Origin of the sequence: Streptomyces sp. G45 (genome assembly GCF_049542095.1) — a bacterium.
Taxonomy (GTDB): Bacteria; Actinomycetota; Actinomycetes; order Streptomycetales; family Streptomycetaceae; genus Streptomyces.
Map to the genome: position 1 here is coordinate 3443431 of NZ_JBMUZU010000001.1, position 25143 is coordinate 3468573.

The following is a 25143-nucleotide window of genomic DNA, read 5'->3' on the forward strand; positions in this document are numbered from 1 at the left end:
TTGACCGCACCTCAGCCTCGACGCACAAGAATCCCCCGTTCCGTACGACTTCGTACGGAACGGGGATTCCGTCACTTCGGACGAACCCGGCGACTCCGGCGAGGTCCGGTGACTCCGGCGCCTCCGGCGAGGTCCGGCGTGGCCCGGCGAGGAGCGTCAGAGCTGGACGTCCTCCAGCATCTCCGTCACCAGCGCCGCGATCTGCGACCGCTCCGAGCGCGTCAGCGTCACATGGGCGAACAGCGGATGGCCCTTCAGCTTCTCGATGACGGCGACCACTCCGTCGTACCGCCCCACCCGCAGGTTGTCGCGCTGGGCGACGTCGTGGGTGAGGACGACGCGGGAGTTCGCGCCGATGCGGGACAGGACCGTCAGCAGAACGTTTCGCTCAAGGGACTGCGCCTCGTCCACGATCACGAACGCGTCGTGCAGGGAGCGGCCGCGGATGTGCGTGAGCGGCAGGACCTCCAGCATGCCGCGCGCGGAGACCTCCTCGATGACCTCCTTGCCCGCGACCGAGCCGAGCGTGTCGAAGACGGCCTGCGCCCAGGGGCCCATCTTCTCGGCCTCGGTGCCGGGCAGATAGCCCAGCTCCTGCCCGCCCACCGCGTACAGCGGCCGGAAGACCATCACCTTCTGGTGCTGCCTGCGCTCCAGGACGGCCTCCAGGCCCGCGCACAGCGCGAGCGCGGACTTGCCGGTGCCCGCGCGCCCGCCCATCGACACGATGCCGACGTCCGGGTCGAGCAGCAGGTCGAGCGCGATGCGCTGCTCGGCGCTGCGGCCCTTGATGCCGAAGGCCTCGCGGTCGCCGCGGACGAGCCGGACGTTGCCCTCGGCCGTGATCCGGCCCAGCGCCTTGCCGCGCTCGGACTGGATGGTCAGACCCGTGTGCACGGGCAGCTCGGCGACCTCGGGCACGTACAGCGTCTCCTCCTCGAACAGGAGGTCGACCTGCTCGCCCGAGAGGGTCAGCTCGGACATCCCCGTCCAGCCGGAGGAGTCCGTGATGGCCAGCTCCGCGCGGTACTCCTCGGCGAGGAGGCCGACGGAGGACGCCTTGATCCGCAGCGGCAGGTCCTTCGAGACGACCGTGACGTCGTACCCCTCCGCCTGGAGGTTGCGGGCGACCGCGAGGATGCGGGAGTCGTTGTCCCCCAGGCGGTAACCGGCGGGGAGCACGCCGGGGTCGGAGTGGTTGAGCTCGACGCGCAGCGTGCCGCCGAGGCCGCCGATCGGGATGGGCGCGTCGAGGCGGCCGTACCGGATCCGGCAGTCGTCGAGCAGGCGCAGGGCCGCCCGGGCGAAGTAACCGAGCTCTGGATGGTGCCTCTTGGCCTCCAGCTCCGTCACGACGACGATCGGCAGCACCACTTCGTGCTCGTCGAAGCGCGAAAGCGCGTTCGGGTCGGCGAGCAGGACGCTGGTGTCGAGTACGTAGGTGCGCCGGCCTTGCTGGCGCTTTGTGCTGGTCACCACGGAAGGACGTACCCCCTCGGATGAGGTCGGGGAGCGACGGAGGGAACTGGGCCGGTCTGCGGCCACCCTGCGCGGGCCGAGCACCGGCCCTCCGTGTCGTCCGCGCGTGGCGCGCGGTCGTCCTTGCGCAAAGGGCCTCCCGGGCGGACGGCCCCGTGCCGTCCGCTGACATACGGCGTCCGTGAATCGGACGCCGACCTGGAAGGCTTATTCCCTCGAACAAGCGCCGCCATGCCAGGGCATATGACGGCGCGTTCGTTAACTCCTGGTTACCGGGGCCCCGCCCCCGGGTGGGCCGGGTACGGGCCCGTCAGCCGCCGTAGCGGCGGTGGCGCGCGGCGTAGTCGCGCAGCGCGCGCAGGAAGTCCACCTTCCGGAAGGCGGGCCAGAAGACCTCGCAGAAGTAGTACTCGGAGTGCGCGGACTGCCAGAGCATGAAGCCGGACAGGCGCTGCTCGCCGCTCGTGCGGATCACCAGGTCGGGGTCGGGCTGGCCGCTGGTGTAGAGGTGCTTGGAGATCTGCTCGATGTCGACGCTGTCGGCGATGTCCTCGATGGAGGTGCCGCGCTCGGCGTGGTCGAGCAGCAGGGAGCGGACGGCGTCGGCGATCTCCTGGCGGCCGCCGTAGCCGACGGCGACGTTCACGAGTATGCCCTCGTGGGTGTACGTCGCCTGCTCGGCCTCCTTCAGGACGCGCTGCGTGGAGCCGGGGAGCAGGTCGAGGGTGCCGACGTGGTGCACCCGCCAGCGGCCGTCGGCGGCGAGGCTGCGCACGGTCTCCTCGATGATGCCGACGAGCGGGACCAGCTCCTCGTCGGGGCGGTCGAGGTTGTCCGTGGACAGCATCCACAGCGTGACGACCTCGACGTCGGTCTCGGCGCACCAGCCGAGGAATTCCTCGATCTTGTACGCGCCCGCCTGGTGGCCCTGGGCGGTGGTGCCGCCGGAGGCCTTCGCCCAGCGGCGGTTGCCGTCGAGGATGACGCCGATGTGCTTGGGCACCTGGTCGTGGTCGAGGCGGCCTTCCACCCGGCGTGCGTAAAGTCCGTACACCAGGTCGCGCAGCTTCACGTGATGTCAGCCCCTCCGTGCAGACGGCAGTCCCCGAAGCCGAAAGAGTACCGCTGTGCGGGGGCCTCCCGGCCCCGGGTGCCGGGCCCGGGGGCGCTTTCGGCGCGGCCCCGTGGCCCGCCGTGCGCCCCGTGTCCGGCTTGCGCCCCGGCGTCCGCCGGGCGGGCTTTGCACTCGCTTCGCCCCGCCTGTCCCCCTGTACCCAGCGGGCGCTCGCTGAAGTAGCTTCGCTCCCATGAACGACGAGACTTCCGCGTACCTCGCCGCCCAGGACCGCTACGACTCGATGGAGTACCGCCGCTGCGGGCGCAGCGGGCTCAAGCTGCCCGCCGTCTCCCTCGGCCTGTGGCACAACTTCGGCGACGACCGCACCCTGGACTCCCAGCGGGCGATCCTGCGCCGCGCCTTCGACCTCGGCGTCACCCACTTCGACCTGGCGAACAACTACGGCCCGCCGCCCGGCAGCGCCGAGCTGAACTTCGGCAAGCTCTTCGCGCAGGACTTCGCCCGCTACCGGGACGAGCTGGTCATCTCGACCAAGGCGGGCTATCTGATGCACCCGGGCCCGTACGGCGAGTGGGGCTCGCGCAAGTACCTGCTCTCGTCGCTCGACGCCTCGCTGAAGCGGATGGGCCTGGAGTACGTCGACGTCTTCTACTCGCACCGCTTCGACCCGGACACCCCGCTGGAGGAGACCATGGGCGCGCTCGCGTCCGCGGTCCAGCAGGGCAAGGCGCTGTACGTGGGCGTCTCCTCGTACACCAGCGAGCAGACCGCCGAGGCGGCGCGCCTGCTGCGCGAGATGGGCGTGCGCCCGCTGATCCACCAGCCGTCGTACTCGATGATCAACCGGTGGACGGAGGAGGACGGCCTGCTCGACACGCTGGAGGCGGAGGGCATGGGCTGCATCTCCTTCGTGCCGCTCGCGCAGGGCCTGCTCACGAACAAGTACCTGAAGGGCATCCCGGAGGGTTCGCGCGCCACCCAGGGCAAGTCGCTCGACCCGGACCTGCTCAGCGACGAGGTGGTGCGCCGCCTGAATGGCCTGAACGACATCGCCGCCCGGCGCGGGCAGTCGCTCGCGCAACTGGCGCTGAACTGGGTGCTCAGGGACGAGCGGATGACGTCGGCCCTGATCGGCGCCTCCAGCGTGCGCCAGGTGGAGGAGAACGTGGCGGCGCTCTCGGGCCCGAAGCTCACGGAGGAGGAGCTGGCGGAGATCGACACGTTCGCGGTGTCGACGCCGGGGACCAACATCTGGGCTGGTCGGGGCTGACGCCGTCCCGGGGGCGGGGGCCCGGCCGGGTCCCCCGCCTGGGCGGCGTCCGCCCGGGTGGTGGCGGGGGCCGCGCGGGGCCGCGCGGGGCCGCGCGGGGCCGGACGGGAGGTGCGGGGCCCGCACCGGCATCACCGGGCGCACGGAGCCTCAGGGGCCCGTCCGTGCACAAAAGAAAACGGGCCGGTCCGTGGGGGGAGACGGACCGGCCCGAGGGGGGGTTTCCACCATAACCCTTCGTAAGTGCTTCGCGGTGCATCGGCGTGCCACAACTACGCTCCGGAATCGCCCGGCGACTGCCTGAGCCCGCTGTCCCACTGGATTTCGGCCCCGGCGGCAGGATCCGGCCGCCGAAGGCCGTCCCCTGACGGGTGATGCGCGTGAGGGGCGCGCGTTTGACGGCGACGGCGCTAGCGTCGCGCGCATGGCGATGCTCGTGGTGCCGGGGCCGGGGCCGGGCGCCGCTGTGCGCGTCCCCCTGGAGATCGCGGACTCCCCCGGCGCGCGGCGGCGCGGGCTGCTCGGCCGGGACGGCGTGACGGGCGCGCTGCTGCTGCCCCGCACGAGGAGCGTGCACACCGTGGGGATGCGCTTCGCCCTGGACGTGGCCTACCTGGACCGGGAGTCGCGGGTCCTGGCGGTGCGGACGATGCGGCCGGGCCGGGTCGGGCTGCCGCGGCTTCGGGCCCGGCAGGTCCTGGAGGCGGAGGCGGGGGCCATGGCGGGGTGGGGGGTGCGGGTGGGCGCCCGGCTCGGGGTGGTGGGCGCCGTGCGGGGTGGCACGTAGGGCGCGGGAGCGAGGTGCGGGGCCACGGGGGCCGCGTGCGGGGTGCCGGGGCGGCGCTTGGGTGTGCGAGGGGGCGCGCGGGCGCGGGCGTGCGGGGCACAAGCCACGCGAGGGAACACGGGGGGACACGTGGGAACGTGGGGGAACGCGGGGAACGCGGGGGAGAGGACGCACAGGGCCGCGCAGCCCCCTCCACTGCGCGGCACCGCCCGCGCAGCTTTGCTGACGCGAATTAGCGTTGGTCTGAACTTACGCCAGAGCGGTGGCCGAATCGAGCCCTGTGCACGAACAATCGATAACAATGCGGAATCGAAGGCCCCGTCGGCCCGGAATTGCCCGAATTACCCTTCCCCGTACGGGCCTTCACCCGCGTACGGAGCTTCACGCCCGCCGTACGGGACTCCCGCTTCCCCGTACGGGGTTTCGGGCGCGGCCCGAGGTGTCAGGCGCCGTGCTGGGCCGCGGCGGCGGCCTCGGCCTTGGCCGCCTGGACCGCCACGAGGTGCTCCATGTTCCGGTCGCCCCACAGGCCGAGCGGCTCCAGGGCCTTGTTCAGGGACTGGCCGAGGTCGGTCAGCGAGTACTCGACCTTGGGCGGCACCTCGCGGTAGACCTCGCGGTGCACGATGCCGTCCGTCTCCATCTCGCGGAGCTGCTGGATCAGCATCTTCTCGCTGACGCCCGGCACGTGCCGCCGCAGCTCGCCGAAGCGCAGCGTGCCGCCCGCGTACAGCGCCCACAGGATCATCGGCTTCCACTTGCCGCCGACGACGTCGACGGCCGCGTCCAGACCGCAGACGTACGGCCCCTTGCCCTTCGCCATGCCCACTCCCTCGTCCGTGCCCCTGGCCCACGCGCGCGGCTCACATACCGAAGCGACAGTACCGCCCAGCAGCGGACTACCGCTTGCGCGCGTCGAAGAGGTGGCGGGTGCTGTGGGCCACGAACGGGCCCTCGGCGCGGATCCGCTCGTGCAGCTCGCGCAGCCGGTCCCGGTAGGCGTCGACGGTGAAGCCCGGCACCATCCACACCACCTTCCGCAGGAAGTGGACGACGGCGCCGACGTCGTGGAACTCCATCCGCAGCCGCTCGGCGCGCAGCGACACCACGTCGAGCCCGGCGGCCTCGGCGGCGGCCCGCTCCGCCTCGGGGTCGCGCGCGGCGCGGACCTCCGCGGGCTGCTCCCCCAGGAAGTACTCCACCAGCTCGAAGACGCTGCCCGGCCCCACGTGCTGGGCGAAGTACGTCCCGCCGGGCCGCAGCACCCGCGCGATCTCGTCGAAGTGCGGGGTCACCGGGTGCCGACTGGTGACGAGGTCGAACGCGCCGTCCGCGAACGGCAGCGGGGCGTCCTCCGCCGCGGCCACGACCACGGCGCCGCGCGGGTGCAGCAGCGCCGTCGCCCTGGCCACGTTCGGCGGCCAACCCTCCGTGGCGACGGCCACCGGCGGCAGCGCGGGCGCGGACGCAAGGACCTCGCCGCCGCCCGTCTGGACGTCCAGCGACGCCTCGGCCCGCCCGAGCCGCTCCCCCATGGCCCGCGCGTACCCCCAGGACGGCCGCGCCTCGGTGGCCCGGCCCTCGAACCAGGAGAAGTCCCAGCCCTCGGTGGGGGCGGCCGCGGCTTCGGCGACGAGTTCATCGAACGTGCGCATGCGTGGATCGTACGGAGCCGGACCCGCCCCTGCCTCTCCTTATACGGCGGGGCGCCCTCACGCGGCGGGGCGTCCCTACGCGGCGGGGCGCGCCCTGAGGTGCCGGGTCAGCGCGTGCAGCCCGGCCCAGGCGGAGGCGTCGGTTCCGTCGCCGAGGGCGTAGTGGAGGGCCGGGGCGCCGCCGGGGCCGAGCGGGACGGGGCGGTGCGGCAGCGGCGGGCGGCTCGCGTGGGCGCGGCCGACGGCGGCCACGTCCGCGGGGCCCAGGGTGAAGGAGACGGGCACGGGCGGGAGTTCGAAGCGGGCGGGGGCCGTGAGGTCGCGGCGGGCCCGGCGCAGGGTGACGAACATGCTGTCCAGGCCGTGCTCGGCGACCAGCGCCTCCGCGAGCGGCACCACGGCGTCCAGCGGCGGGGTCTCGTCGGGGCCGTGGCCCAGGGTGAGCGTGACGTCCTCGCTGACGCCGGACTCCGTGCGCGTGACGCGCAGGGTGGCCAGCGCGGGCCGCTCGGGGTGCCCGACGGCGAGCAGGTGGCTGGGCGCGGGGGCGCGGTCGCGGGCGAGGGCGGTCAACTGCCGGGGCGACCAGGGCAGGTTGATGGGCTCGGCGGTGCCCCAGCCGACGGGGGCGGCGCCGGTGAGCTGCTGCCAGGCGGCGGCCAGGGAGCGGCCGAGCAGGAGGTCGGCGGCGGGGGCGTGGCGGGTGCGGAAGGAGACGCTGAGCTGCCGCTCGTCGGCGGGCCCCGACGGGGTGAAGGCCGCCGCGAGGGCGGCCTCGCCGTCCTGGTCGAGGGCGGGTGCGAAGGTGCCGTCCCGCCAGCGCAGCACGGCGCCGCTCAGCCCGTCGTAGTAGCCGCAGTCGGGGTCCTGGACCACCCAGCGGTTGGGCGGCCCGGTCAGGGCAGTGCGCAGCGGCAGGCTCAGGCGGGTGCCCGGCGGTGTGACGAGGTGCAGGGCGCGGCCGGAGGTGACGGTGGCGCGCAGCACGTCGGAGAGCCACGCGGTCAGGGCGAGCACGGGCCGGTCGGCGATGACGACGGCGGTGGACTCGGTGAGGACGTCGACGGCGGGCAGGGCGCCGTCGGGCGCCGGGCGCGCGGCGACATCGCCCCGGGCGCCCCCGGACTCCCCCTCGCTCCCGGCGTCCCCCGCGTCCCCGGCGGTCTCGACGACCCCCACCCCACCGGCCCCCCGCGGCCACGTCGTCCCCCCGAGGAGCAGCGTCAGGCGGCCGCAGAACGACCCGGCGAGCGCCTCCGCCTCGGGGACGGCGGTCGACGCGCGGGCCTCCGTCCACCAGAACGGCACGGCGGGCGCCGGGACGTCGGCGCCGAGGAGGCGCTGCGCCTCGCCCGGGGTGTGCACGATGACCGGGGCCTCGACCGAGACGAGGGGGCGCCCCGCGGGGGTGCACAGCTGGATGACCGCGCCGTCGGCGGCACTGGTCACGCCGAGGTCGGGGCCGCCCGCGTACAGGCCCGCGACCAGGGCCGCCGGGTCGGGCATCGCGGGGGTGAGGGCGATGACGTCCTTGGTCACGGCGCCTGGGTCCCTTCGGCGGGGTCGGCGGAGTCGGCGGGCTCGGCGGCGAGGGCGGTCTGGATCAACTGGTGGCGGCGGCCCCGGCGCACGAGGGTGCCGCGGCCCGGAGGCCGCGGGGTGGCGTACAGGCCGGGGAAGAGCTGCCCCTCGTCGCGGTCGCCGGACATCAGCAGGGTGGTGGTGCCGCTCTCGCGCAGCGCGGTGAGGAACGGCTCGTACAGGGCGCGGGACGCCCCGGCGACGCGGCGGGCGACGACGAAGTGCAGCCCGATGTCCTGCGCGGAGGAGACGTACGGCAGGAAGGGCGCCAGCGGCTGCTGGCCCGCGGTGGTGAGGATGTCGTAGTCGTCGACGAGGATGACGATACGGGGGCCGGTGAAGGCGGGCTCGCCGGTGTCGGGGGCGTCGGGGTCGGCGGTCTCCGGAAGGCGCTTCTCCAGTTCGCCCGCGATGCCGGTGGCGAGGGCGGTGGCCAGCTTGGCGTTGTGGGCGTAGCCGCCGCGGTAGGGCTCGGGGATGTGGCCGCGCAGGCCCCTGCGGGGGTCGAAGACGCCGAAGACCAGCTCCTTGTCGCCGTACCGCGCGACGAGCTGCCGGGCGACCAGCCTGACCAGGTTGGTCTTGCCGCACTCGCTGTCGCCGAGGACCAGCAGGTGCTGGTCGCGGTCGAACAGGTCGAGGCGGACCGGGCCGAGGGTGTCCTGCTCGACGCCGATCGGCACCAGGTCCGGCTCGGCGGCGGGCGAGGGCAGCTTCGCGGCGGGCAGGTTCAGCGGCAGCACCCGGACGGGGGCGGCGGGTTCGCCGTGCCAGGTCGCGGCGACCGTGCGGGCCGCGTCCTCCAGGGCGGTGCCGAGGTCGCCGGTGGCGGTGGCGCCGTCGGTGCGGGGCAGGGCGGTCTGCGCGAACAGCTTGCCGTCGGTGAGGGCCCGGCCGGGGGTGCCCGCCGTGACGGTCTCGGCGAGCTTGCGGTCCACCGTGGAGTCGGTGGGATCGTTCAGGCGCAGCTCGACGCGCGTGCCGAACATCGACTGGGTGGCGATGCGCACGTCGTTCCAGCGCAGCATGCCCGCGACGACGTGGACGCCGTAGCCGCCGCCCCGCTTGAGCAGGTCGGCGACGGCGTCGTCGAGGTCGTCGAACTCCTCGCGCAGCGCGCCGAAGCCGTCCACGAGCAGGACCAGGTCGGTGGAGCCGAGCTCCGGCAGGCCGCCCTGGGCGCGCAGCTGCCGCAGGTGGTCCAGGGAGTCGATGCCGTGCGCGCGGTACAGCTCCTCGCGCAGGGCGAGCTGGGCGGTCATCTCGGCGACCGTGCGGGCGAGGCGTTCGCGGTCGGCGCGGGAGGCGACGCCGCCGACGTGCGGCAGGCCCGCGAGCGCGCCGAGGCCGCCGCCGACCAGGTCGAGTCCGTACACGGCGACGTCGTACGGGGTGTGGGTGAGCGCCAGGGACAGGGCGAGGGTGCGCAGCAGCGTGGTCTTGCCGGACTGCGGGCCGCCGATGACGGCGACGTGCCCGCCCGCCACGTTCAGGTCGAGGGTCCACTGGCCCTGCCACTGCCTGGCGGGGTCGTCGAGGACGCCGAGCGGCACGCGCAACCGGCCCTCGGCACCGGCGAAGCGCAGTCCGCGCTCGGAGACGGTCAGCGGCCCGGCCGCGCTGGTGAGGGCGATGGCGTCGGGCAGCGGCGGCAGCCAGATGCGGCGCACCGGCGGGGCGGCGGTGGCGAGCTGCTCGACCATGGTGGACAGGACGGTGGGGCCGGTCTCCCGCTCGCGCGGGCCGCCCTCGTCGGCGGCCGGACGGGGGCCGGGCGCGAGCGCGGGGAAGGCGGGGTAGGGCCAGGCGCGCGGCCGGTCGTCGGCGTCCGGCAGGGCCCGGCCGCGCCAGGCCCCGGAGACGTATCCGGCCTTGAAGCGGACGTACGTCGAGGTGTCCACCTTCAGGTAGCCGAAGCCCGGCAGCGGCGGCAGCTGGAAGGCGTCGACGGTGTCGAGGACGGTCCGCGACTCGTCGGCGGAGAAGGTGCGCAGGCCGAGCCGGTACGACAGGTATGTCTCCAGGCCGCGCAGCTTGCCGCCCTCGACGCGCTGGCTGGACAGCAGCAGGTGCACGCCGATGGACCGGCCGATCCGCCCGATGGACAGGAACAGGTCGATGAAGTCGGGTTTGGCGGTGATGAGTTCGCCGAACTCGTCGATGACGACGAACAGGTGCGGCAGCGGCTCCAGGCCCCGGCCCGGCTCCTTGGCGCGCAGCGCGGCGTAGTGCCCGACGTCGGCGACGTTCCCCGCGTCCTTCAGGACCTGCTGGCGGCGGGTGATCTCCCCGGCGAGGCTGGTGTGGACGCGCTCGACGAGGTCGGCCTGGTTCTCCAGGTTGGTGATGACGCCCGCGACGTGCGGCAGGCCGGTGAAGGGCGCGAAGGTCGCGCCGCCCTTGTAGTCGACGAGGACCATCGCCAGGTCGTCGGGCGGGTGCGTGGCGGTGAGCGCCAGGACCAGGGTGCGCAGGAGTTCGCTCTTGCCGGAGCCGGTGGCGCCCACGCACAGGCCGTGCGGGCCCATGCCCAGCTCGGCGGACTCCTTCAGGTCGAGCAGCACCGGCTCGTGCCGGTCGTCCACGCCGATGGGCACGCGCAGGGCGTCGCGCTCGCCGCGCGGCGCCCACAGCCGCGTCAGGTCCAGCGCGGCCGGGTCGTCGACGCCGAGCAGCGCGGGGAAGTCGACGGGGCCGGAGACCGGGGTGCCCTCGGCGGCGGACTCGGGGGACAGCCGCAGCGGCGCGAGGAGGCGGGCGAGGCCTTCGGCGCCGGGGACGGTGACGGTGTCGGCGAGGCCGTGGGCGCAGGCGGGGGCGGTGACCGTGCCCGCGGGGCCCGGGGTGCCGGGGGCCGGGCGCAGGTCCTCGACGGTGATCCGCTCGCCGTCGACCGTGACGCGGACGCTGACCTCGTCCGGCTCGTGGATCCGCTCGGCCAGCAGGTGCAGCACGGTGACGCCCATGTCCGCGAGCGAGACGGCGGTGTCGGGGCGCGGCAGCTCCGCCGCCGTGTCGCCGTGCACATCGCTGATGACCAGCATCCGGTCCGTCATCAGCAGCGCCCGCCGGTCGGCGAGCCCGCGCCGCACCTCGGCGGCGTACGAGGCGCGGCGCCGCAGGTCGGCGGCGCACAGCCGGGCCAGCTGGGCGAGGTCGGGCGCGATGCGGCGGGCGGCGACGGGCTCGCCGTACGCGGCGTCCCCGTCGGGCGCGTCGGTGGCGTCGCGGCCGCTGAGGGCGTGCGGCAGCCACTTGACCCACTCCCAGGCGTCCAGCCGCTCCCCCGGCACGCCGAGCGCGATCGCCACGTCGTCCGGGGCGTGCGTGACGGCGGTCTGGACGAGCAGTGCCCGCGCGACGGTGAGGACGCCCTCCCGGTCGCCGACGACGCTGACGTTGCCCGCCCGGTCCAGCGGCACGGTCAGCGGGAAGTCCGGTGCCGTGGTGAACCGGGCCTGGAGCGCGCGGGCCTCGTTCAGCATGAACGGGTCGGGCGGGGTGAGCACCCCGCTCCCGCCGTGCTGCCCGATCACGACGTCCTGGACGGGTACGTCGCCGGTGCCGACGCGCACGGCGAGGAAGTCGGCGTCGGCGCGGCGCCGCTCCCACAGCCGGGCCGGGTCGCGCGCCAGGTCGTACAGCGCCTCGGGCGGCGGGTTCAGCAGCCGGGCCGCCTGCCGTGACTCCCGCTCCCGGCGCCCGAGTTCGTGGCGCTGCTCCTCCACGTACTCCAGGTACCGCTCGCGCTGCGTGCGCCGGGTGCGCTGGGCCTTGCCGCGCTGCGACAGGAACAGGGCGACCGCGCCGAGCAGCGCGAACACCAGCACGACCGCGCCGAGCGCCGCGAACTGGCTGGAGCGGATCACGGTCATCATCACCACCGAGCCCATGACGCCCGCCATGGGCAGCAGCGCGGTGGCGGCGTTGCCGAGCTTGCCCTCGGGCAGGTTCGGCGGCGGCTCGATGGTGTGCGGGGCGGGCTCGGCCGGGGGGCGGGTGGAGCGGGCCGGGCGGTGGACGAGGCGGTGGGTCACGGGGGTCACCTGACCTTGGCGGCGCGGTGCATGGCCTCGGCGGCGAGCCGGGTGGCCGCCTGCCGGGTCGCGGCGGCGAGGCGGGCGGGGTCGACGGCGCCGCCCCCGGCGAGGTGCCGGTCGTACGGCACGGGCACGACGGTGGCCCCGGTCTCCCGCAGGTGCCCGGCGGCGGCCTTCGCGTCGAGGGTCATGTCGGGCGCGGGGGCGGTGAGGGCGACGACGGTGGTGGCGAGCGCCGAGTGCGGCAGCTGCCCCAGCCAGTCCAGGACGAGCCGGGTCCCGCCCACGCCCTCGGGCGTCATCGGGGCGACGACCACGCGGGCGTGCGCGGTGTCCATGGCGGTCCGCGCGACGTCGCCCGGGAGCGTCTCGCAGTCGACGACGGTCACCGCGAAGTAGCGGCGCAGCGCGAGCGTGACGGTGCGGTACGTCGCCACGTCCAGGGGCGCGCCGACCCGGCCCCGGCTGGCGGGCAGCAGCCAGCCGCCGTCGCTGACCGGCACCAGGTAGCCCGTGACGTCGGTCAGCCGCATGGCGGGCGTGAGGATCCGGGCGAGGTCGCCGCAGGCCCAGCGCACCGACTCCGCCCCCATCCGCACCGGCAGCGTCCCGAGCGCGGCGTCCGCCTCCAGGGCGAGCACCGGGTCGTGCCGGTAGTGCGTGAACGCCCGGCTGAGCAGCGTGGCGACGGTCGTCTTGCCGACGCCGCCGCGGATGGAGGTCACGGCGACGACCCTGCCGGTGGTGACCGGCCGCTGGATCTCCTGCGCGGTACGCGCCTCCTCGGCGACCTCCCGCGCGGCGGACGCCGTCAGCCCGCGCAGCGTGCGGCCCGCGCGCCACAGGGCGGAGTCGCCGTGCTGGGGGCGGCCCTGGGCGAGGGCGAGGCGGGGGTCGAGGGTGGGGGCGGGGTGGGGGGTGGGGGGCGCGGGGAGGCGCGGGGTGGAGGGGGCGGGTGGTCGCGGCTGGGGGGTGGGCGGCTGTGTCGTACGGGGCACGGGGGTGCCCGTGGGGGGATCGGTACGGGGGCCGTCCGCGTCGGGGTGCGGGCTGGTACCCGTACGGGAAGCGGCGGGGCTGGCGGAACCGGCGGAGCTGGCAGAACCCACGGAGCTGGCGGAACCGGCGGGGCTGGCAGAACCGGCGGAGCTGGCGGAACTCGCAGAACCTGCCGAACCCGCTGAACCCGCTGAACCCGTCCCGGTGCGAAGGCCGCCGCTCAGGTCCCGCAGCACGTCGCGCTGCCAGTCCTGCCCGCGCCCATGCCCGGGTGCGGGCCGGGGCCCGGGCGTCGGCCCCCACCCCTGGAGCCCCTCGCGCCGGTCCTCGGACCGGCCCTCGCGCCCGTCGCCGTCAGCGGCCATGTCGCTTCCCTCCCGCCGTCACGCGAAGGTGTCGAGGAGACGTCCGTACACGCCGAACACGCCGAGCAGCAGCGGGGCGAGGGCGATCACGCCGACCGACTCCAGCAGGTCGCCGACGCGCCGCAGCCGTACCCTCACGTGTTCGGCGGGCCGGACGGCGAGGACGAGCAGCGGCGCGAGGGCGAGCGCGGCGAGCAGCGCGAGCGGCCCGGCGGCACCGGCGTGGCCGAGCCACACCCAGGCGAGCCGCACGGCCACGACGCCCGCGGCGAGCAGCAGGGCGACCACCTCCGCGACCAGCGGGTAAGCGCGCGCCCGCAGGGCGAGCACCAGCGCGGTGACCACGGCGAGCAGCACCGACCACGTCGACACCTCGGCGAGCAGCAGCGCGCCCGCGACGGCGGCGGACGCGGCGAGGACGAGGCTCGCGAGGGCGAGGCCGCGGTGCGTGGCCGCGAGGGCGACGCCGACCCGGTACCGGCTGACCGAGGCTCCGGCGGAGCGGCGGTCGTCGAGCGCGGAGAGACCGGAGGCCATCAGGGCGAGCCGCGGCAGCACGCCCAGGGTGACCACGGAGAGGACGGCGAGGACGGCACCGACGCGGGGCGCGCTGTCGGTGCCCTGTACGGCGGTGCCCTGTACGGCGAGGGCGGTCTCCCAGGCGGCCAGGCAGCCGACGAGCGCCCCGGCCCCGGTGTACGCGCCGCGGCCCAGGGGGGTGCACCAGCCGAGCAGCAGCAGGGCGAGGGCGAGGGCGCCGCCGGTGGCGGCGAGCCGTCCGGCGGGCGGCCAGCCGTGGGCGTCGGCGAGGCACCAGGCGCCCAGGACGCCCAGGGCGCCGGTGGCGGCGATCAGCGTGGCGGCGAGCGGCGTGTGCCGCAGCCGTCCGCACAGGACGCCGCCGAGGGCGGCGACGGCGGCCGCCGCGAGCAGCGCGGCGCCCGCGCGGGCGTCGGTGAACTCCTGCCGGGCCAGTACGGCGGCGGCCAGGGCCCAGGCGACCGCGGCGGCCCCGCAGACCACGCTGCGGGCGCGGGGGCCCCAGCGCCAGGCGTGGGCGTCGAGGTCGTCGGCGGCCTCGTCGGTGACGTCGTGCACGACGGGTGCGGAGGGGGCGTCCTCGGCGCGGACGAGGCGCAGTACCGCGCCGTCGGCGACGCCCGCGGACTCCAGGGTGGCGTCGTGCGCGAGGGCGGTCCCGTCGACGCCGACGAGGTACCGCGGCTGGGGCCGCTCGCCGACCCGGTCGCCGAGGAGGCGCAACACCTCGGGCAGCAGCACCCCGACGGGTTCCTGGGACGGCAGGACGAGGTCCACGCGCCGCCGCTCCCCCACCAGGGTCACCCGGCTCAACGCCACCGCAGATGTCACGAGTTCGAACCTATCATCGATAAGGAGCGGCCACGGGGCCCGATTCGGCCGCCCCGAACGGCGCGGAACGCGGAACGGAAGTCCCCGCCCCCGGTTTCTCCTTCAACACCCGTTCGGAAACGAAGGACCACCCCACGCACCCCGCGCACAACACGGCGGCGATCACGATCCCCCCGAACACCTTCCCCAACCGCTCATCCACCGACCGCCGCTGCCGCTCCCCACCGAACAACAACGCGTCCCGAAGCCGCCGCCGCCGAACGGAAACGGACTCCAACAACTGACTGTCGTAATCCTGAGCCGCCATCACACCGCCTCACGTGTCACGACCACGGTGCCCGCGACCTTGTCATGCAGACACTGCCGCGACGGCTTGTCCCAACAGCACCACAGCGGATCAAGGAGGCTCAGCACCGGCACGATCGCAGCGAACGCCCAGAAGAACTCCCGCCCCGCTGCCCGCAAGAACCCCACGGGCGCCCCGGTGGCCGCCCGCACGACCCGCACACCGCACACCCGCTTGCCGAGGGTCGAACCAAAGCGGGAAAGGGACAGCGGAAAGTACAGAACAAAAGAACCGGCGAGCCACAGCCCCAAGACGACCTGGGCCAGGCCCCAGTCGGACTCGTCGATCCACATCGTGCCGGGAATCCCCACCGCGAAGTATCCGACCAGCCAGAAAACCAGGTCCAAGAGCCGCGCGCCCAGTCGCGCCCCGCGCTCAGCCAGCCGCGGCCACGCCGGGTACGGCCCGGGTGCGGCGTACCAGCCTCCGGAGGGCTGCGGATACGGCGGTAGGCCCGGCCCGGCCACCGGAGTTCCGTCAGCGGAAGAAGTCGGCTGAGACATGCTCTCCTCTAAGTCGTCACTCAAGGGGACTGGCTGCCACGAAGCACGGGCACGCACCGGACGAAGGCCACGCGCAGCACCTCAAGAAGCGCCCCACACACCGCACATGGCCCCGCGGACTTCCCGTGCTCAGGGCCGCCGCCGGGACGAATCAGCCGGAACATCATCGCGGCGCCCTCGAAGCGCGGGACGCCTCCCGCGATGGTCGCGACACGGCCGTCGCCCCGTTCCGCATTCAGTCGCCAGAACTGATCGGACACGAGCGCCACTTCGGCACATCCCCCGCGTGAACGCGACGCCTTGCTCCACGGGAAGGCCCTTCACGAATTCGCGCACAGCCGGATGCGGCTTCACCTCCCCCGCCTCGACGAGGCTGGTGTGGCTGACGGCAGTGCCGCCGATCAGCAGGGACGAGGCCACTGCGGGACGCCACTCAAGCAAGGAAACCCCCCGGTCCGAAACATCGGCACCACTAGGGAATGGAAAACTGTCACCTACCCGGCCTGCCACGACGCTCCCATCGCGTCAAGGTGTCCCTAGCGCTCGGGTTGACCATCCAGGATCTGCTGAATCTCGGCCTGTGCCACCTGGGCCTCATCCAGGCTCAGTTCAGCTGGAACGAATTCACGCCGCCGCGCATGCTCGATAAATTCCTCAGGAATAGAGAACCCGTATTCGCGAACGAAGTAGCTCCAGTACGTCGGCCAGGCCCACTCCCCGTCCGTGGACATCCCCATCGGAACGATCGGCCCCTTCTCGGGAGCAAGCGGGTCGACGACGTTCCCGACGGTGACAAGGAACGTAGATTCAAGAAGGTAGTGCCCCAACGGGCCGCGCAGGCTTGGATCGATACTCTCGTGACACTCGTCAAGTGACACTTGGCCGAATTTCCACTGGTTAGCAGAAGGGATCTCTTTAATTACTGGGAAGATGCGCACCAGGACTCCAGCCTTCTATTCAACGACCCACTCGGACCGGGGAATCTCTTCAACATACCCGCCGGGATGATACCTGTAGAAGGAATCAGGGAGACGCGTCACGTCAGCCGCGTCAAGGCGAGCCTCTCGGTCTACGCCGAACCGCCCGAAACCGTCAGCGTGCAGGAAACCATCGGGCGCCAGGACAGGGACACCCAGGTCGCGAGCAAGCTGTCTCGCGAAAGTTCCGTCAACATGCCCCGTATTACAGGACAGGAGCCGGATAGGCATCCCCGGTTCGTAGTCCGGACGCCTACGGATAATGTCCGCCATCTGACGCGCAGTCAGCTCTCTTCCTGCTGTGTCCATCAACGTACTGTGCTGCGTGCCGTGTGCCACGACGTCGTAGTGCCCCGGGAACGCTTTGGACCTCAGCGCACTCCTGTAGAAGAGATCGTTCTCTCTCATAATGGAAAATCCGGGGCGGTCCGGGCCAAGAGTATGTGTCTGCGGGGTCGGAGACGGGGTGCCTCTGTTGTGGAGCCCCTGTCCGTTCTGGGCACGATGCACGACGTCCAGGTCAGCCTGGTTCGCGTCGTCCGCGCCGTGGCCTGCGTGTGCCTCGTCGTGAGCGGTTCGGCCTTCTCCGGCATGGTCGACGGCGTAGTCATGAGCGACCTGGCTTCGCTGTGCGTCCGCCCACTGGGAGCCACCTCCGCTCGTCGGAGTCCCATGACTCTGGGTGCCACCACGCACCGCGCTGTGTCCCGGCGATGCCTCACGCACATGTCCGGCGGCTCCTGCTGACCCGTCACCTGTGTGAGCTGTCGCCAGCGCGGACCGCGGCTCCGAGGCCTTGATGGGGGACGATGCCTCAGGCCTGGCGCCGCCAGCACGTTCCGCGCCGGATGCGCTACCGGATGGATCTGACCGCTTCAGATCGTCCAGAGGCGTGGCCACAACAGTGACTCCCCTGTCTGTGACATAGACCGGGTTGCCCTTGGCATCGGTGCCGACCAGCTTCGCGTCGTCCGGCACGGACGGAGGGCGCACGGGCGCACCCGCGCCCCTCCCGGGCGCAGGCGGGCGGACCGCGTCGTCGGCGAGGCCCAGGCCCTCGCCAGTACCCGCGCCCACGTCCACGCGTCCGTTCTTCAGCAGCTTCCCCAGGTCCCCGACCTTCGTCGCCCCGAACTGCACCCCCTTGGCCGCATAAGTGAACGGATCCACCGCCCGGCCGACCTTGCCGACCCCCGAGATGGTCTTGGCCATCGCGCCGCCCTTGGCGGCGGAACCCGCGCCGCGCGTCGCCACGATCGTGAGCGCGTTGAAGCCGACGAGCCCCGCCGCCCGCGCCGGGTTCTTGGACCACTGGTCGTACGCGATCAGGCCCTTGCCCGTGTCGACGACCGCCCGCCGGGAGTCCCGCAGCCACGGCGGCAGTTGCTCGTCCTTGGCCAGCCAGAAGATCCCGGCCGTCGGGCCGAGGCTGAGCGAGAGCCCGGTGGCGAGCTTCCCCAGGTTGGTCCACGCCTCGCCCGCCGCGCCCCAGCCGTCCCTGCCCACCAGCGTGCCCAGCGCCTTGACCGTGCCGCCGAGGCCGTCCACGAAGAAGCCCTTGCCGACGTCCTTCGCCTTGTGGATCAGCCAGTCGATCCCGTCCCGGTCCTTCTCGACCTTCCCGCCCCACGGGAACGTCTCGACCTGGTCGAGCACCTCGTCGGTGTAGCCGTACGTGTCACAGCTGGTCGTTCCGTCGCTGCTGGGCCTGAGCTGGACCCCGTCGACCAGCCCGGTGATCTTGTTGTGGCAGCTGATCTCCGCCGCGTAGAAGGCCTGCGTGGCGGCCTTGACCTCCTCCACGAGACGGTTGTTGTGCGTGTACTTGTCGTCGTCCTTGCGCCAGTCCTCGTCAGTGGAGATCTCGTCGATGTAGAAGGCGCTGGCCTCGGTCCGCAGCCGTTTGAGCCTCGCCACGATCGGCCGCACCTCGGTCGCGTACTCGCTGAGCGCCTGGGCCACCTGCTCCAGGTCGTCGGCGAACGCGTCCGTCTTCGTCTTCACCGGCTTCGTCGTGGCGAACAGGTCCTCCGCCTCCGGCGCCTCGTAGAACGCCGAGAGCCCCTGGAAGTCGGTGTGCACGTCGCTGCCCGCGCCGCGGAACTGCGACGCCTCGCGCCGCAGGTCCGCCACGTCCCGCTCCAACTGCTCCAGGTCGCCGGTGAACTGCGGTATGCCGTTGGGGTCGATGGGGTCGTTGCTCACTTCTCGCCGCCCCCGCCACTGCCCCCGTCACTGCCACTGCCTCCGCCCCCGTGACCGCCGCCGCCCTTGACGCCCGGCATGTCGGGCACGATGCCGTTGATGGCGTCGCGGTTCCTGCTCGCGGCCATCCTCAGGTCGCCCTCCACGTACTCCTTCGTGGCCAGCTGCGCGCCGAGCAGCGAACTCGCCGCCCGCCGGGAGACGTGCGCCAGCTCCTTGTCCCACTGCCGCGCGAACACGCCCAGGGCGGACGCCACCGGCCCCTGCTTCCCGTCCCCGCCGTCCTCGCGGGACTTGCCGTCGCCCTCGTGCCCGCCCTCGGCGATCGTGCCCGCCGACGCCGCCGCGCTGGGCAGCGTCTTCTGCATCTTCTGACCGGCCTTCGCCATGCGCTCGGCCGCGCCTCCGGCCCGCTTCAGTACGCTCCCGACGCCGCCCGGCTGGATGTCCCACCCCGTCACCGCACGCCCCCTCGATCCCCGTCAGCCGTACCGCGCCCGGCGGTCGGCCCCCTGCCAAAGCTCCGCGACCGGCCGCGCGGGTCAGCCGATGTTGTTGACGGCCGCCCGTGCCTTGGCCAGCGTCGACTGCGCCGTCCCGTCGTTGTCCTCCAGCGTCGACCGCACCAGACGGATGATCTCCCGCACCTCGTTCGCCGCCTTGTTCCAGCGCACTTCCTTGCCGTGGTACTCATCCGAGACCCCATCGGCCTGGTAGTCCGCCATCGCCGCCTTCACGGCACGATCCCGGTCTCCGAGCACCCGCTCCAGCTGCCCGATGATGATGTGCAGGCTGCTCTGTACGTCGGCGGAGGCGCCGGTGTCGTACGAACGCCGGTCCTGATTCCCGGCCATGCCAGATCAACTCCCCGTATCAACCAAACCGAAAAGGAACACGGCCGAACCGGCCCGCTCAACCCGAGAACCGCGCCGCCTCGAAGTTCGCCACGCCCATGTTCCGCTGAGCGTTGTCCGACTGCTCCTGCGTCCCCGTAGCGAACGCCTCATCCATCCCCGCCTGACCACCCAGAATCGACCGCAGCGACCCGTTCAGCGCCGCCGTGATCTCATCCGCCCGCAGCTTGAACGAGTCGAACGTCGCCTTCCCCGCCCCGTTGAATTTCCCCTCCAACGGCTCCGCCGCCGACACCAACGCCCTGATCAACGCACCCAGGTCATCACTCGACCCCGACGTCTGCTGCCCCAACGTCGCCAGCGTCGTCTCGCCCATGTCGAACTTCACGAACCCACACCCCGCTCCTGCTGACCGCACCCCCGGCGCACTCACACGCCGCTCACGACACATAGCCCATCGAACATGCTCTCCCATAGACCATTGCAAACGCAATGCAGTTGGGCGGGCGATGGCGGAATCCCGTCGCCAGCCCCCAGCAGGCGACCACAACCCACCCGCCAGGAACCGGGCACACGGCGCCCTCACCCCCTACTACCGGTCAAACCCCCACCCCCAGGCTGGCTTGAACTGCCCCCCGCGCCCGCCATACATGGCACCGCCATCGTCACCATCCGGTTCGGACGGGCGCGAGGGGGCCGCGTCAGGGCCGCGGCGAGCCGTAGGCCCGCGCGCCCTCCCTCGGCAGCACCGCCCACATCCGCGTCCCCCCGCCCGGCTCCCGCGCGTCGTCGAACCCCCACTCCCCCACGCACGCGCGCACCACGCACGCCATCAGGTTCAGCGACGCCCGGCGGCGCTCGTCGCAGATCGCCGCCAGTCGCGGGTTCGTGTGCCGCGGGTGGCCGTCGTAGAGGATCACCCGCAGCGCGTCGCAGCGGTAGCGCAGGCAGGCGTACACCTCCTCCACCGGAGTGAACCGCCATGCGCAGGCGGCCAGTTCGGCCATGTCCTGGACGGCGGCGTCCGTCATGTCGTGCAGGGCGTGGGCCCGCAGGATCGCGGCCGTCGCCCGGCGGGCCACGGCGGGGCTGGTGCGGCTCGCGGGGAGGGTGAGGCTGTAGCTCAGGTCGTCGGGGGCCGGGGGGTCGTGCGGTACGAGGGTGTCAGCCGCCGGGTCCCGGTCCACGCAGGTGGTCGGGTACAGGGTCACGGGCATGGTCAACCTCCGGTGGGGGTGGGCGGGTTGGACCTCAGGGGCGCGGGCCGCGACGCCTCCACGGCGGCAGACGTCCGGGCAGCCCCGCGCGACGCGCTTCCGACTGCGTCGCGCGTAAGCGGTTCATCACTGACGGTAGGACAGAAGGGGTTACATGTGCCACTCTCTCTGGAACATTGACCCCTATCGGGTTGGACCGCGCCCCGGCGCGGTGGGCAAACTGACCGCGAGCACGCGGGAGGAAGGTGCAGATGGCCGCACGGACCATGCCGACGGAGCGCCAGAAGCGGCTGGGCGCCGAACTGCGCAAGATGCGCCTGGCGGCGGGCCGGACCACGGAGTACGCGGCCGGGCTGCTCGGGATCGACAGGACCAGGGTGTCCAACATGGAGGCTGGCATCCGCCCCACCTCCGCGGACCGCGTCCGGATACTCGCCAGCAACTACGAGTGCGGGGACGCCGCGTACGTCGACGCGCTGGCCGACATGGCCGCGTACCGCCAGCGGGGGTGGTGGGAGCAGTACCGGGGCAATCTGCCCAAGGCCTGCTGGACGTATCCGAGTTGGAGTGGTTCGCGACGCGGCTGCGGAGCCTGCAGACCATCCACGTGCCCGGCCTGCTCCAGCTGAGCGGGTACGCCCGCGCGATCTTCAGCTCGGCGCTTCCGCCGCTGCCGACCTCAGAGGTGGAGTTGCGCGTGGCCCAGCGCATGCAGCGCCAGCAGGTCCTCGAACGCGGCGACCCCGTCGAGTACGTCGCCTACGTCCATGAGATGGCCCTGCGCATGCAGTTCGGCGGGCGACGCACCGCGCGGGAGCAGCTCCAGCACCTCTGCGCCATGTCCGAACGCGAGGCCGTGACGGTCCGGATCCTGCCGACCCGGGTCGGCGCGTTTCCCGGAGCCGGACACGCGGTGCTGTACGCACACGGCGCCGTACCGCAGCTGGACACCGTACAGCTGGATTCCGCACACGGCGGGGAGTTCACCCACGCCGAGGCACAGCTCGCCAAGTACCGTGCGCACATGGACTGGTGGCACGAGCAATCGCTCGGCCAGCAGGAGTCCCGCGACCTCATGCGCTCCATCGCCCACGAACTCTGAGGAGAGCCGCCGCCATGGCCGACATCACCTGGGAAGAACCCTTCTGCGCGGAAGGCAACAACTGCTTCCGCATAGGCACCGACCCCGAAGGCAACGCCTACATCGCCGTCGCCGGTGCCGAGCACACGTACCTCACCGACAGCCGCGAAGCGCTGCGCGCGCTCATCCGGGACATCAAGGCCGGGAAGGCCGACCACCTGCTCTAGGCGGCGCGCCGCGCCTCAGCCGACGGCGGCTGAGGGCGGCCCGGCGCGTGCCCCGGTCAGCTGTCGGTGCCCGACGGCGCGTCCGTCGAGGCGGCGCCGCGCGGGAAGGAGACCTCGACGCGGCGGTTCTTCTTGCGGCCCTCCTCCGAGGTGTTGTCCGCGATGGGGTAGTCCTCGCTGTAGCCGCGTACGGAGTACGTGACCTCCGGGCCGAGGAAGCTCGCGAGCCTGTCGTGGACGGCCTCGGCGCGCTCCTTGGAGAGCTTCTTGCCGTGGGCGTACGAGCCGAGGTTGTCCGTGAAGCCGAAGACGCGGACGTCCGTGGCCTTCTGGGCCTTGGCCTCGTCGGCGATGGCCTTGATGCGGGCGTTGGCCTCCGGGTTCAGCGTGGAGCTGTCCTTGGGGAACAGGACCTCCGCCTGGAGGGCGAACTTCACGTCGGTGTTGGTGTCCTCGCGGCGCTCCTCCCCGCCGAGGTCCTCGACGACGGACTTGATGTCCAGGACCTTGGCGGGGGCGAGGGTGGCCCCGTCGGCGAGCTTCAGGCCGGGGCTGTTGGCGTCGACCTTGGGGGGCGGGGAGGTGGTGGTGGAGCCGGGGGGCGCGGACGGCCCGTCGTCGGCCCACGCTTCGGGGGCGACGAGGGTGAGGGCGGCCGCCAGGAGCGTGGCGGTGGCCATGGCGGACTTCCGGATGGGGGAGGTCGGGGTCATGGGCGGGTCACTCGCCCTCGGAGATCTCGATGGAGGCGGGTGGCATCGTCCCCACCTGGAAGGTGACCTTCGTGGTGCCCTCGGGCGGGGCGGGGAACTGGGCGAACCACTCGGCGCTCTGGCCCTGATCCAGGCCCTTGAAGGTGGTGCAGAGGCAGCGGCCGTTGGTGTCGCGCAGGACGAGGTACTTCTTCTTGCCCTTGCTGTCGACCAGGCTCGCGCCCGCGACAGAGCCTCCGTTGTACTTCAGTTCGCTCTCCTGGCTGCGCCAGGCGGAACCCGTCCACAGGCTCGACGAGGTGTTGGTCACCCTTCCCGTGACCGTGACGAAGCCGCCTTCGTCTCGCTTCGCCGACTGGATGGCGACGCTGACGCCGTCCCCCTTCATCTCGGCCAACGGCTCGTCGTCAGTGGGTTCCTGAGAATTCTGGTCCTGCTGAGCACCGTTGTCCGGCGCTGGCGCCGACGACTTCTCCTTGCCCGACCCCGCATCGCCGTCGTCGCCGCCACCGCAGCCGACCACCGTGAGGACCAGCCCTGCCGTGATCGCCACCGCAGTCATGGCCCTGCGGGTCTTCGTGATGCGCCGGAACCTCATGTCAAAGGCTTCCTTGTCTCGTTCGTCGCTCGTCACTTGACCAGGTGCACGGAGAACATGTCGGAGGCATCCGGCAAGTCGCCCAGTTCGAAGTCCTCCGGATCAATCTTGACCGGTTCGCTCGCGTCGTCGCAGGTGAACTCCACCAGAGCCTTGGGGGGATCGTCCGCAGAGTCGTCCCGGTCGTCCTCCGAGCCGTTCTGCGGGGTGTCCCCTGAGGTGTCCTCTGGGATGTCCTCTGAGGTGTCCTCTGTGGCGTCAGAGGGCTCGACGTCGCACCGGGGCTTGATGACGGCCGTGGCTTCCGCCTTGGCGTGATACGACTCAGTACCAGGAATAATCGACTCACCCACCGTGTAGTTCGTGGTGATCTGAACTCGCCATCCTGGATATCCCCGCACTTCGGCCGGTCCGAAGCCGGTCACCTTCGAGTCGTTCCGGGACGCGAGTGTTTGCGCCGCGCCCTGGGGTCCGCCCTGAAGGAGGGGGCCCTTGCCGGTGAGCCAGTCCACCCACTCACCGTCCTCACCGTTCTCAATGGCGTCCCCCAGTCCCTCCAGCAGTTCGTCCCTGGAATCCTGGGCCGCCGCCAAAGCGGCCGCGTCCGCCGCCGACTGGGCACCGTTTCGCGCGGACGCCGCCTGGCCGAACGCGAAGAAGGCGAACGCCGCGAACAGAATGATGGCGGTCACCCAGACGTAGAGGGGCAGAGCCTGCCCCTGGTCATCCCGCCACGACCGGCCGCCCGTCAGCCGCCGGTGATGGACTTCACCGCCTTGTTGATGCCGTCGCCGATCTTGTCGCCGAGAGCGAGGTTGTCCAACACCACGAAGATCCCCGCGACCAGAATGATCAGGCCCATGTACTCCACGAACCCCGCTCCCCGGTCCCGCGTCCTGCCGGACATCCGGCTCACCCGGGAAGACGCCGCTAGCGTCCACGTCACCCACGCCCTCAGCACGCGATCCTTCAGCACGACGGACGACCCTTCTCTCCCACCCGGCACCCGGCTCGGTACCGATGCCCCTAGCGCGACCGAGGCCACTGTCGCCAGAGGCAAGGTACGCCACATCACGTGCACCGGCCGAGACTCCGCGCAACCAACACCCACCCCGGTGGGCAAGTTGGCGAGTTCCCTTCCCTCTCAGCGAGGTCACCATGCACCGCCGGAAGACCTGAACCCGAACTTCCCTCGGGCTGACTGTCCCACATCCGGTTGTCGCGGCTACGGGGTTTCCCACATCCCGGTATCCAGCGCGGCTTGATCGCTCAGTTGTCCACCGTGACTACGTCCTCAGTTCAGTTGGTGTGGTCTTGCGGCACTCCGGGGCGATGGCTGCTGCGCTTGTTGAACGGTTGGCGGCGGAAGATTTGAGGGAGTTTCCTCAGCGGGTGGTCCCGCGAACTCCGGAATGGCCGTGGGGCGGAGGACATCGTCGCGAGGAGACCATGAGATATCGGTCGCGTATCTGACTCCGCAGCGTGTGCGACAACCCCGCTCCACACGACGCCCGCGGTTCCCTGCTCCGTCACTGGTGCAGATGAGGAGCCACCGGGGCGCCGTGTGTCAACGGGCCGCTGACAGGCAACGGATCAGCGCCGGAGTTTCTTCCTGGCCCAGAGAGACCCGATCACCATGCCGAGAACGGCCATGTATGCAGTGAGGGCACCGTCCTTCGCGATGAGCCCTGGCAGAGTCACCAACGCGACGATGAGGACCCACCCACAGCCGACTACCGTGAGATCGGCCGGGTCTGGACGGCTTCGCTCTTGCCTGCGCACCCGGCTCCCTCCCAC

Annotated in this window: 23 protein-coding genes and 2 pseudogenes; 4 read left to right on the forward strand and 21 right to left on the reverse strand. The window is 72.4% G+C overall.

The genetic code is table 11. The annotated features are described in order from the left end of the window. Window positions 1-156 precede the first annotated feature (156 nt). The gene (locus ACOBQU_RS13860; protein ID WP_423627057.1) at window positions 157-1479 is read right to left on the reverse strand and encodes a PhoH family protein; all 1323 of its coding nucleotides are present in this window, start codon (window positions 1477-1479) and stop codon (window positions 157-159) included. Window positions 1480-1789: 310 nt separating this feature from the next. Then, the gene (locus tag ACOBQU_RS13865; RefSeq protein ID WP_423627058.1) at window positions 1790-2551 is read right to left on the reverse strand and encodes an isoprenyl transferase; all 762 of its coding nucleotides are present in this window, start codon (window positions 2549-2551) and stop codon (window positions 1790-1792) included. Between the two features lie 235 nt (window positions 2552-2786). On the opposite strand from ACOBQU_RS13865, the gene mgrA reads away from it, so the two are divergent. Next, window positions 2787-3827 (forward strand): L-glyceraldehyde 3-phosphate reductase, encoded by a 1041-nt coding sequence (gene mgrA, locus ACOBQU_RS13870; protein ID WP_423627059.1) that lies wholly within the window; start codon window positions 2787-2789, stop codon window positions 3825-3827. A 424-nt stretch (window positions 3828-4251) separates the two neighbouring features. Then, window positions 4252-4614 carry a DUF192 domain-containing protein gene (locus ACOBQU_RS13875; protein ID WP_423627061.1) on the forward strand — a complete coding sequence of 121 codons (363 nt, stop codon included), beginning with the start codon at window positions 4252-4254 and terminating at the stop codon, window positions 4612-4614. Window positions 4615-5056: 442 nt separating this feature from the next. Here the strand turns inward: ACOBQU_RS13875 and ACOBQU_RS13880 are convergent, their stop codons facing one another. The 15 genes and pseudogenes from ACOBQU_RS13880 to ACOBQU_RS13950 all read right to left on the reverse strand — a co-directional run bounded on the left by ACOBQU_RS13880 (window position 5057) and on the right by ACOBQU_RS13950 (window position 20727). Beyond that, complete coding sequence (locus tag ACOBQU_RS13880; RefSeq protein WP_423627063.1) at window positions 5057-5437, reverse strand: winged helix-turn-helix transcriptional regulator; 381 nt, start codon at window positions 5435-5437, stop codon at window positions 5057-5059. 76 nt (window positions 5438-5513) lie between these two features. Next, window positions 5514-6269 carry a class I SAM-dependent methyltransferase gene (locus ACOBQU_RS13885; protein ID WP_423627064.1) on the reverse strand — a complete coding sequence of 252 codons (756 nt, stop codon included), beginning with the start codon at window positions 6267-6269 and terminating at the stop codon, window positions 5514-5516. 75 nt (window positions 6270-6344) lie between these two features. Then, window positions 6345-7808 carry a DUF6177 family protein gene (locus tag ACOBQU_RS13890; protein WP_423627066.1) on the reverse strand — a complete coding sequence of 488 codons (1464 nt, stop codon included), beginning with the start codon at window positions 7806-7808 and terminating at the stop codon, window positions 6345-6347. Then, the gene (gene eccCb, locus ACOBQU_RS13895) at window positions 7805-11887 is read right to left on the reverse strand and encodes a type VII secretion protein EccCb (RefSeq protein ID WP_423627068.1); all 4083 of its coding nucleotides are present in this window, start codon (window positions 11885-11887) and stop codon (window positions 7805-7807) included. Before eccCb ends, ACOBQU_RS13890 begins: the two co-directional genes overlap by 4 nt. Before the next feature lie 5 nt (window positions 11888-11892). Next, window positions 11893-12888: a type VII secretion protein gene (locus ACOBQU_RS13900; RefSeq protein WP_423627070.1), complete on the reverse strand. Its 996-nt coding sequence runs from the start codon at window positions 12886-12888 to the stop codon at window positions 11893-11895. A 384-nt stretch (window positions 12889-13272) separates the two neighbouring features. Beyond that, a complete protein-coding gene (gene eccD, locus ACOBQU_RS13905; RefSeq protein ID WP_423627072.1) occupies window positions 13273-14625 on the reverse strand; it encodes a type VII secretion integral membrane protein EccD in 1353 nt (450 codons plus the stop codon). A 13-nt stretch (window positions 14626-14638) separates the two neighbouring features. Further along, on the reverse strand, window positions 14639-14932 hold the full coding sequence (locus ACOBQU_RS13910; RefSeq protein WP_423627074.1) for a hypothetical protein: 294 nt from the start codon (window positions 14930-14932) through the stop codon (window positions 14639-14641). Further along, window positions 14932-15474 carry an RDD family protein gene (locus tag ACOBQU_RS13915; protein ID WP_423627076.1) on the reverse strand — a complete coding sequence of 181 codons (543 nt, stop codon included), beginning with the start codon at window positions 15472-15474 and terminating at the stop codon, window positions 14932-14934. The genes ACOBQU_RS13910 and ACOBQU_RS13915 overlap by 1 nt, the downstream gene beginning before the upstream one ends. Window positions 15475-15494: 20 nt before the next feature. Further along, a pseudogene (locus tag ACOBQU_RS13920) lies at window positions 15495-15749 on the reverse strand (YwqJ-related putative deaminase); the annotation flags it as partial. A 261-nt stretch (window positions 15750-16010) separates the two neighbouring features. Beyond that, the gene (locus tag ACOBQU_RS13925) at window positions 16011-16412 is read right to left on the reverse strand and encodes a hypothetical protein (protein ID WP_423627078.1); all 402 of its coding nucleotides are present in this window, start codon (window positions 16410-16412) and stop codon (window positions 16011-16013) included. Window positions 16413-16427: 15 nt separating this feature from the next. Next, the gene (locus ACOBQU_RS13930; RefSeq protein WP_423627079.1) at window positions 16428-18656 is read right to left on the reverse strand and encodes a hypothetical protein; all 2229 of its coding nucleotides are present in this window, start codon (window positions 18654-18656) and stop codon (window positions 16428-16430) included. Beyond that, on the reverse strand, window positions 18653-19117 hold the full coding sequence (locus ACOBQU_RS13935; RefSeq protein ID WP_423627081.1) for a DUF6507 family protein: 465 nt from the start codon (window positions 19115-19117) through the stop codon (window positions 18653-18655). The genes ACOBQU_RS13930 and ACOBQU_RS13935 overlap by 4 nt, the downstream gene beginning before the upstream one ends. An 81-nt stretch (window positions 19118-19198) precedes the next feature. Continuing rightward, window positions 19199-19510 carry a pore-forming ESAT-6 family protein gene (locus ACOBQU_RS13940; protein WP_423627083.1) on the reverse strand — a complete coding sequence of 104 codons (312 nt, stop codon included), beginning with the start codon at window positions 19508-19510 and terminating at the stop codon, window positions 19199-19201. A 58-nt stretch (window positions 19511-19568) separates the two neighbouring features. After that, window positions 19569-19898 (reverse strand): hypothetical protein, encoded by a 330-nt coding sequence (locus ACOBQU_RS13945; RefSeq protein ID WP_423627084.1) that lies wholly within the window; start codon window positions 19896-19898, stop codon window positions 19569-19571. 313 nt (window positions 19899-20211) lie between these two features. Then, window positions 20212-20727 (reverse strand): ATP-binding protein, encoded by a 516-nt coding sequence (locus ACOBQU_RS13950; RefSeq protein ID WP_423627086.1) that lies wholly within the window; start codon window positions 20725-20727, stop codon window positions 20212-20214. A gap of 251 nt (window positions 20728-20978) precedes the next feature. Here ACOBQU_RS13950 and ACOBQU_RS13955 point away from each other — a divergent pair. Together ACOBQU_RS13955 and ACOBQU_RS13960 are read left to right on the forward strand one after the other, a co-directional pair. After that, window positions 20979-21829, forward strand: a pseudogene (locus ACOBQU_RS13955) (helix-turn-helix domain-containing protein). 14 nt (window positions 21830-21843) lie between these two features. Next, the gene (locus tag ACOBQU_RS13960) at window positions 21844-22035 is read left to right on the forward strand and encodes a hypothetical protein (protein WP_423627088.1); all 192 of its coding nucleotides are present in this window, start codon (window positions 21844-21846) and stop codon (window positions 22033-22035) included. A 56-nt stretch (window positions 22036-22091) separates the two neighbouring features. Here the strand turns inward: ACOBQU_RS13960 and ACOBQU_RS13965 are convergent, their stop codons facing one another. From ACOBQU_RS13965 to ACOBQU_RS13980, 4 genes are read right to left on the reverse strand one after another with little or no spacing between them, the layout of a single operon-like run. After that, window positions 22092-22748, reverse strand: a complete 657-nt coding sequence (locus tag ACOBQU_RS13965) for an OmpA family protein (protein WP_423627090.1) — start codon at window positions 22746-22748, stop codon at window positions 22092-22094. A 7-nt stretch (window positions 22749-22755) separates the two neighbouring features. Continuing rightward, the gene (locus ACOBQU_RS13970; RefSeq protein ID WP_423634456.1) at window positions 22756-23346 is read right to left on the reverse strand and encodes a hypothetical protein; all 591 of its coding nucleotides are present in this window, start codon (window positions 23344-23346) and stop codon (window positions 22756-22758) included. A gap of 32 nt (window positions 23347-23378) precedes the next feature. Then, window positions 23379-24098 (reverse strand): pilus assembly protein TadG-related protein, encoded by a 720-nt coding sequence (locus tag ACOBQU_RS13975; protein ID WP_423634458.1) that lies wholly within the window; start codon window positions 24096-24098, stop codon window positions 23379-23381. Then, entirely contained in the window at window positions 24095-24253 is a 159-nt protein-coding gene (locus tag ACOBQU_RS13980) for a hypothetical protein (protein WP_423635023.1), read from the reverse strand. The genes ACOBQU_RS13975 and ACOBQU_RS13980 overlap by 4 nt, the downstream gene beginning before the upstream one ends. Window positions 24254-25143 lie beyond the last annotated feature (890 nt).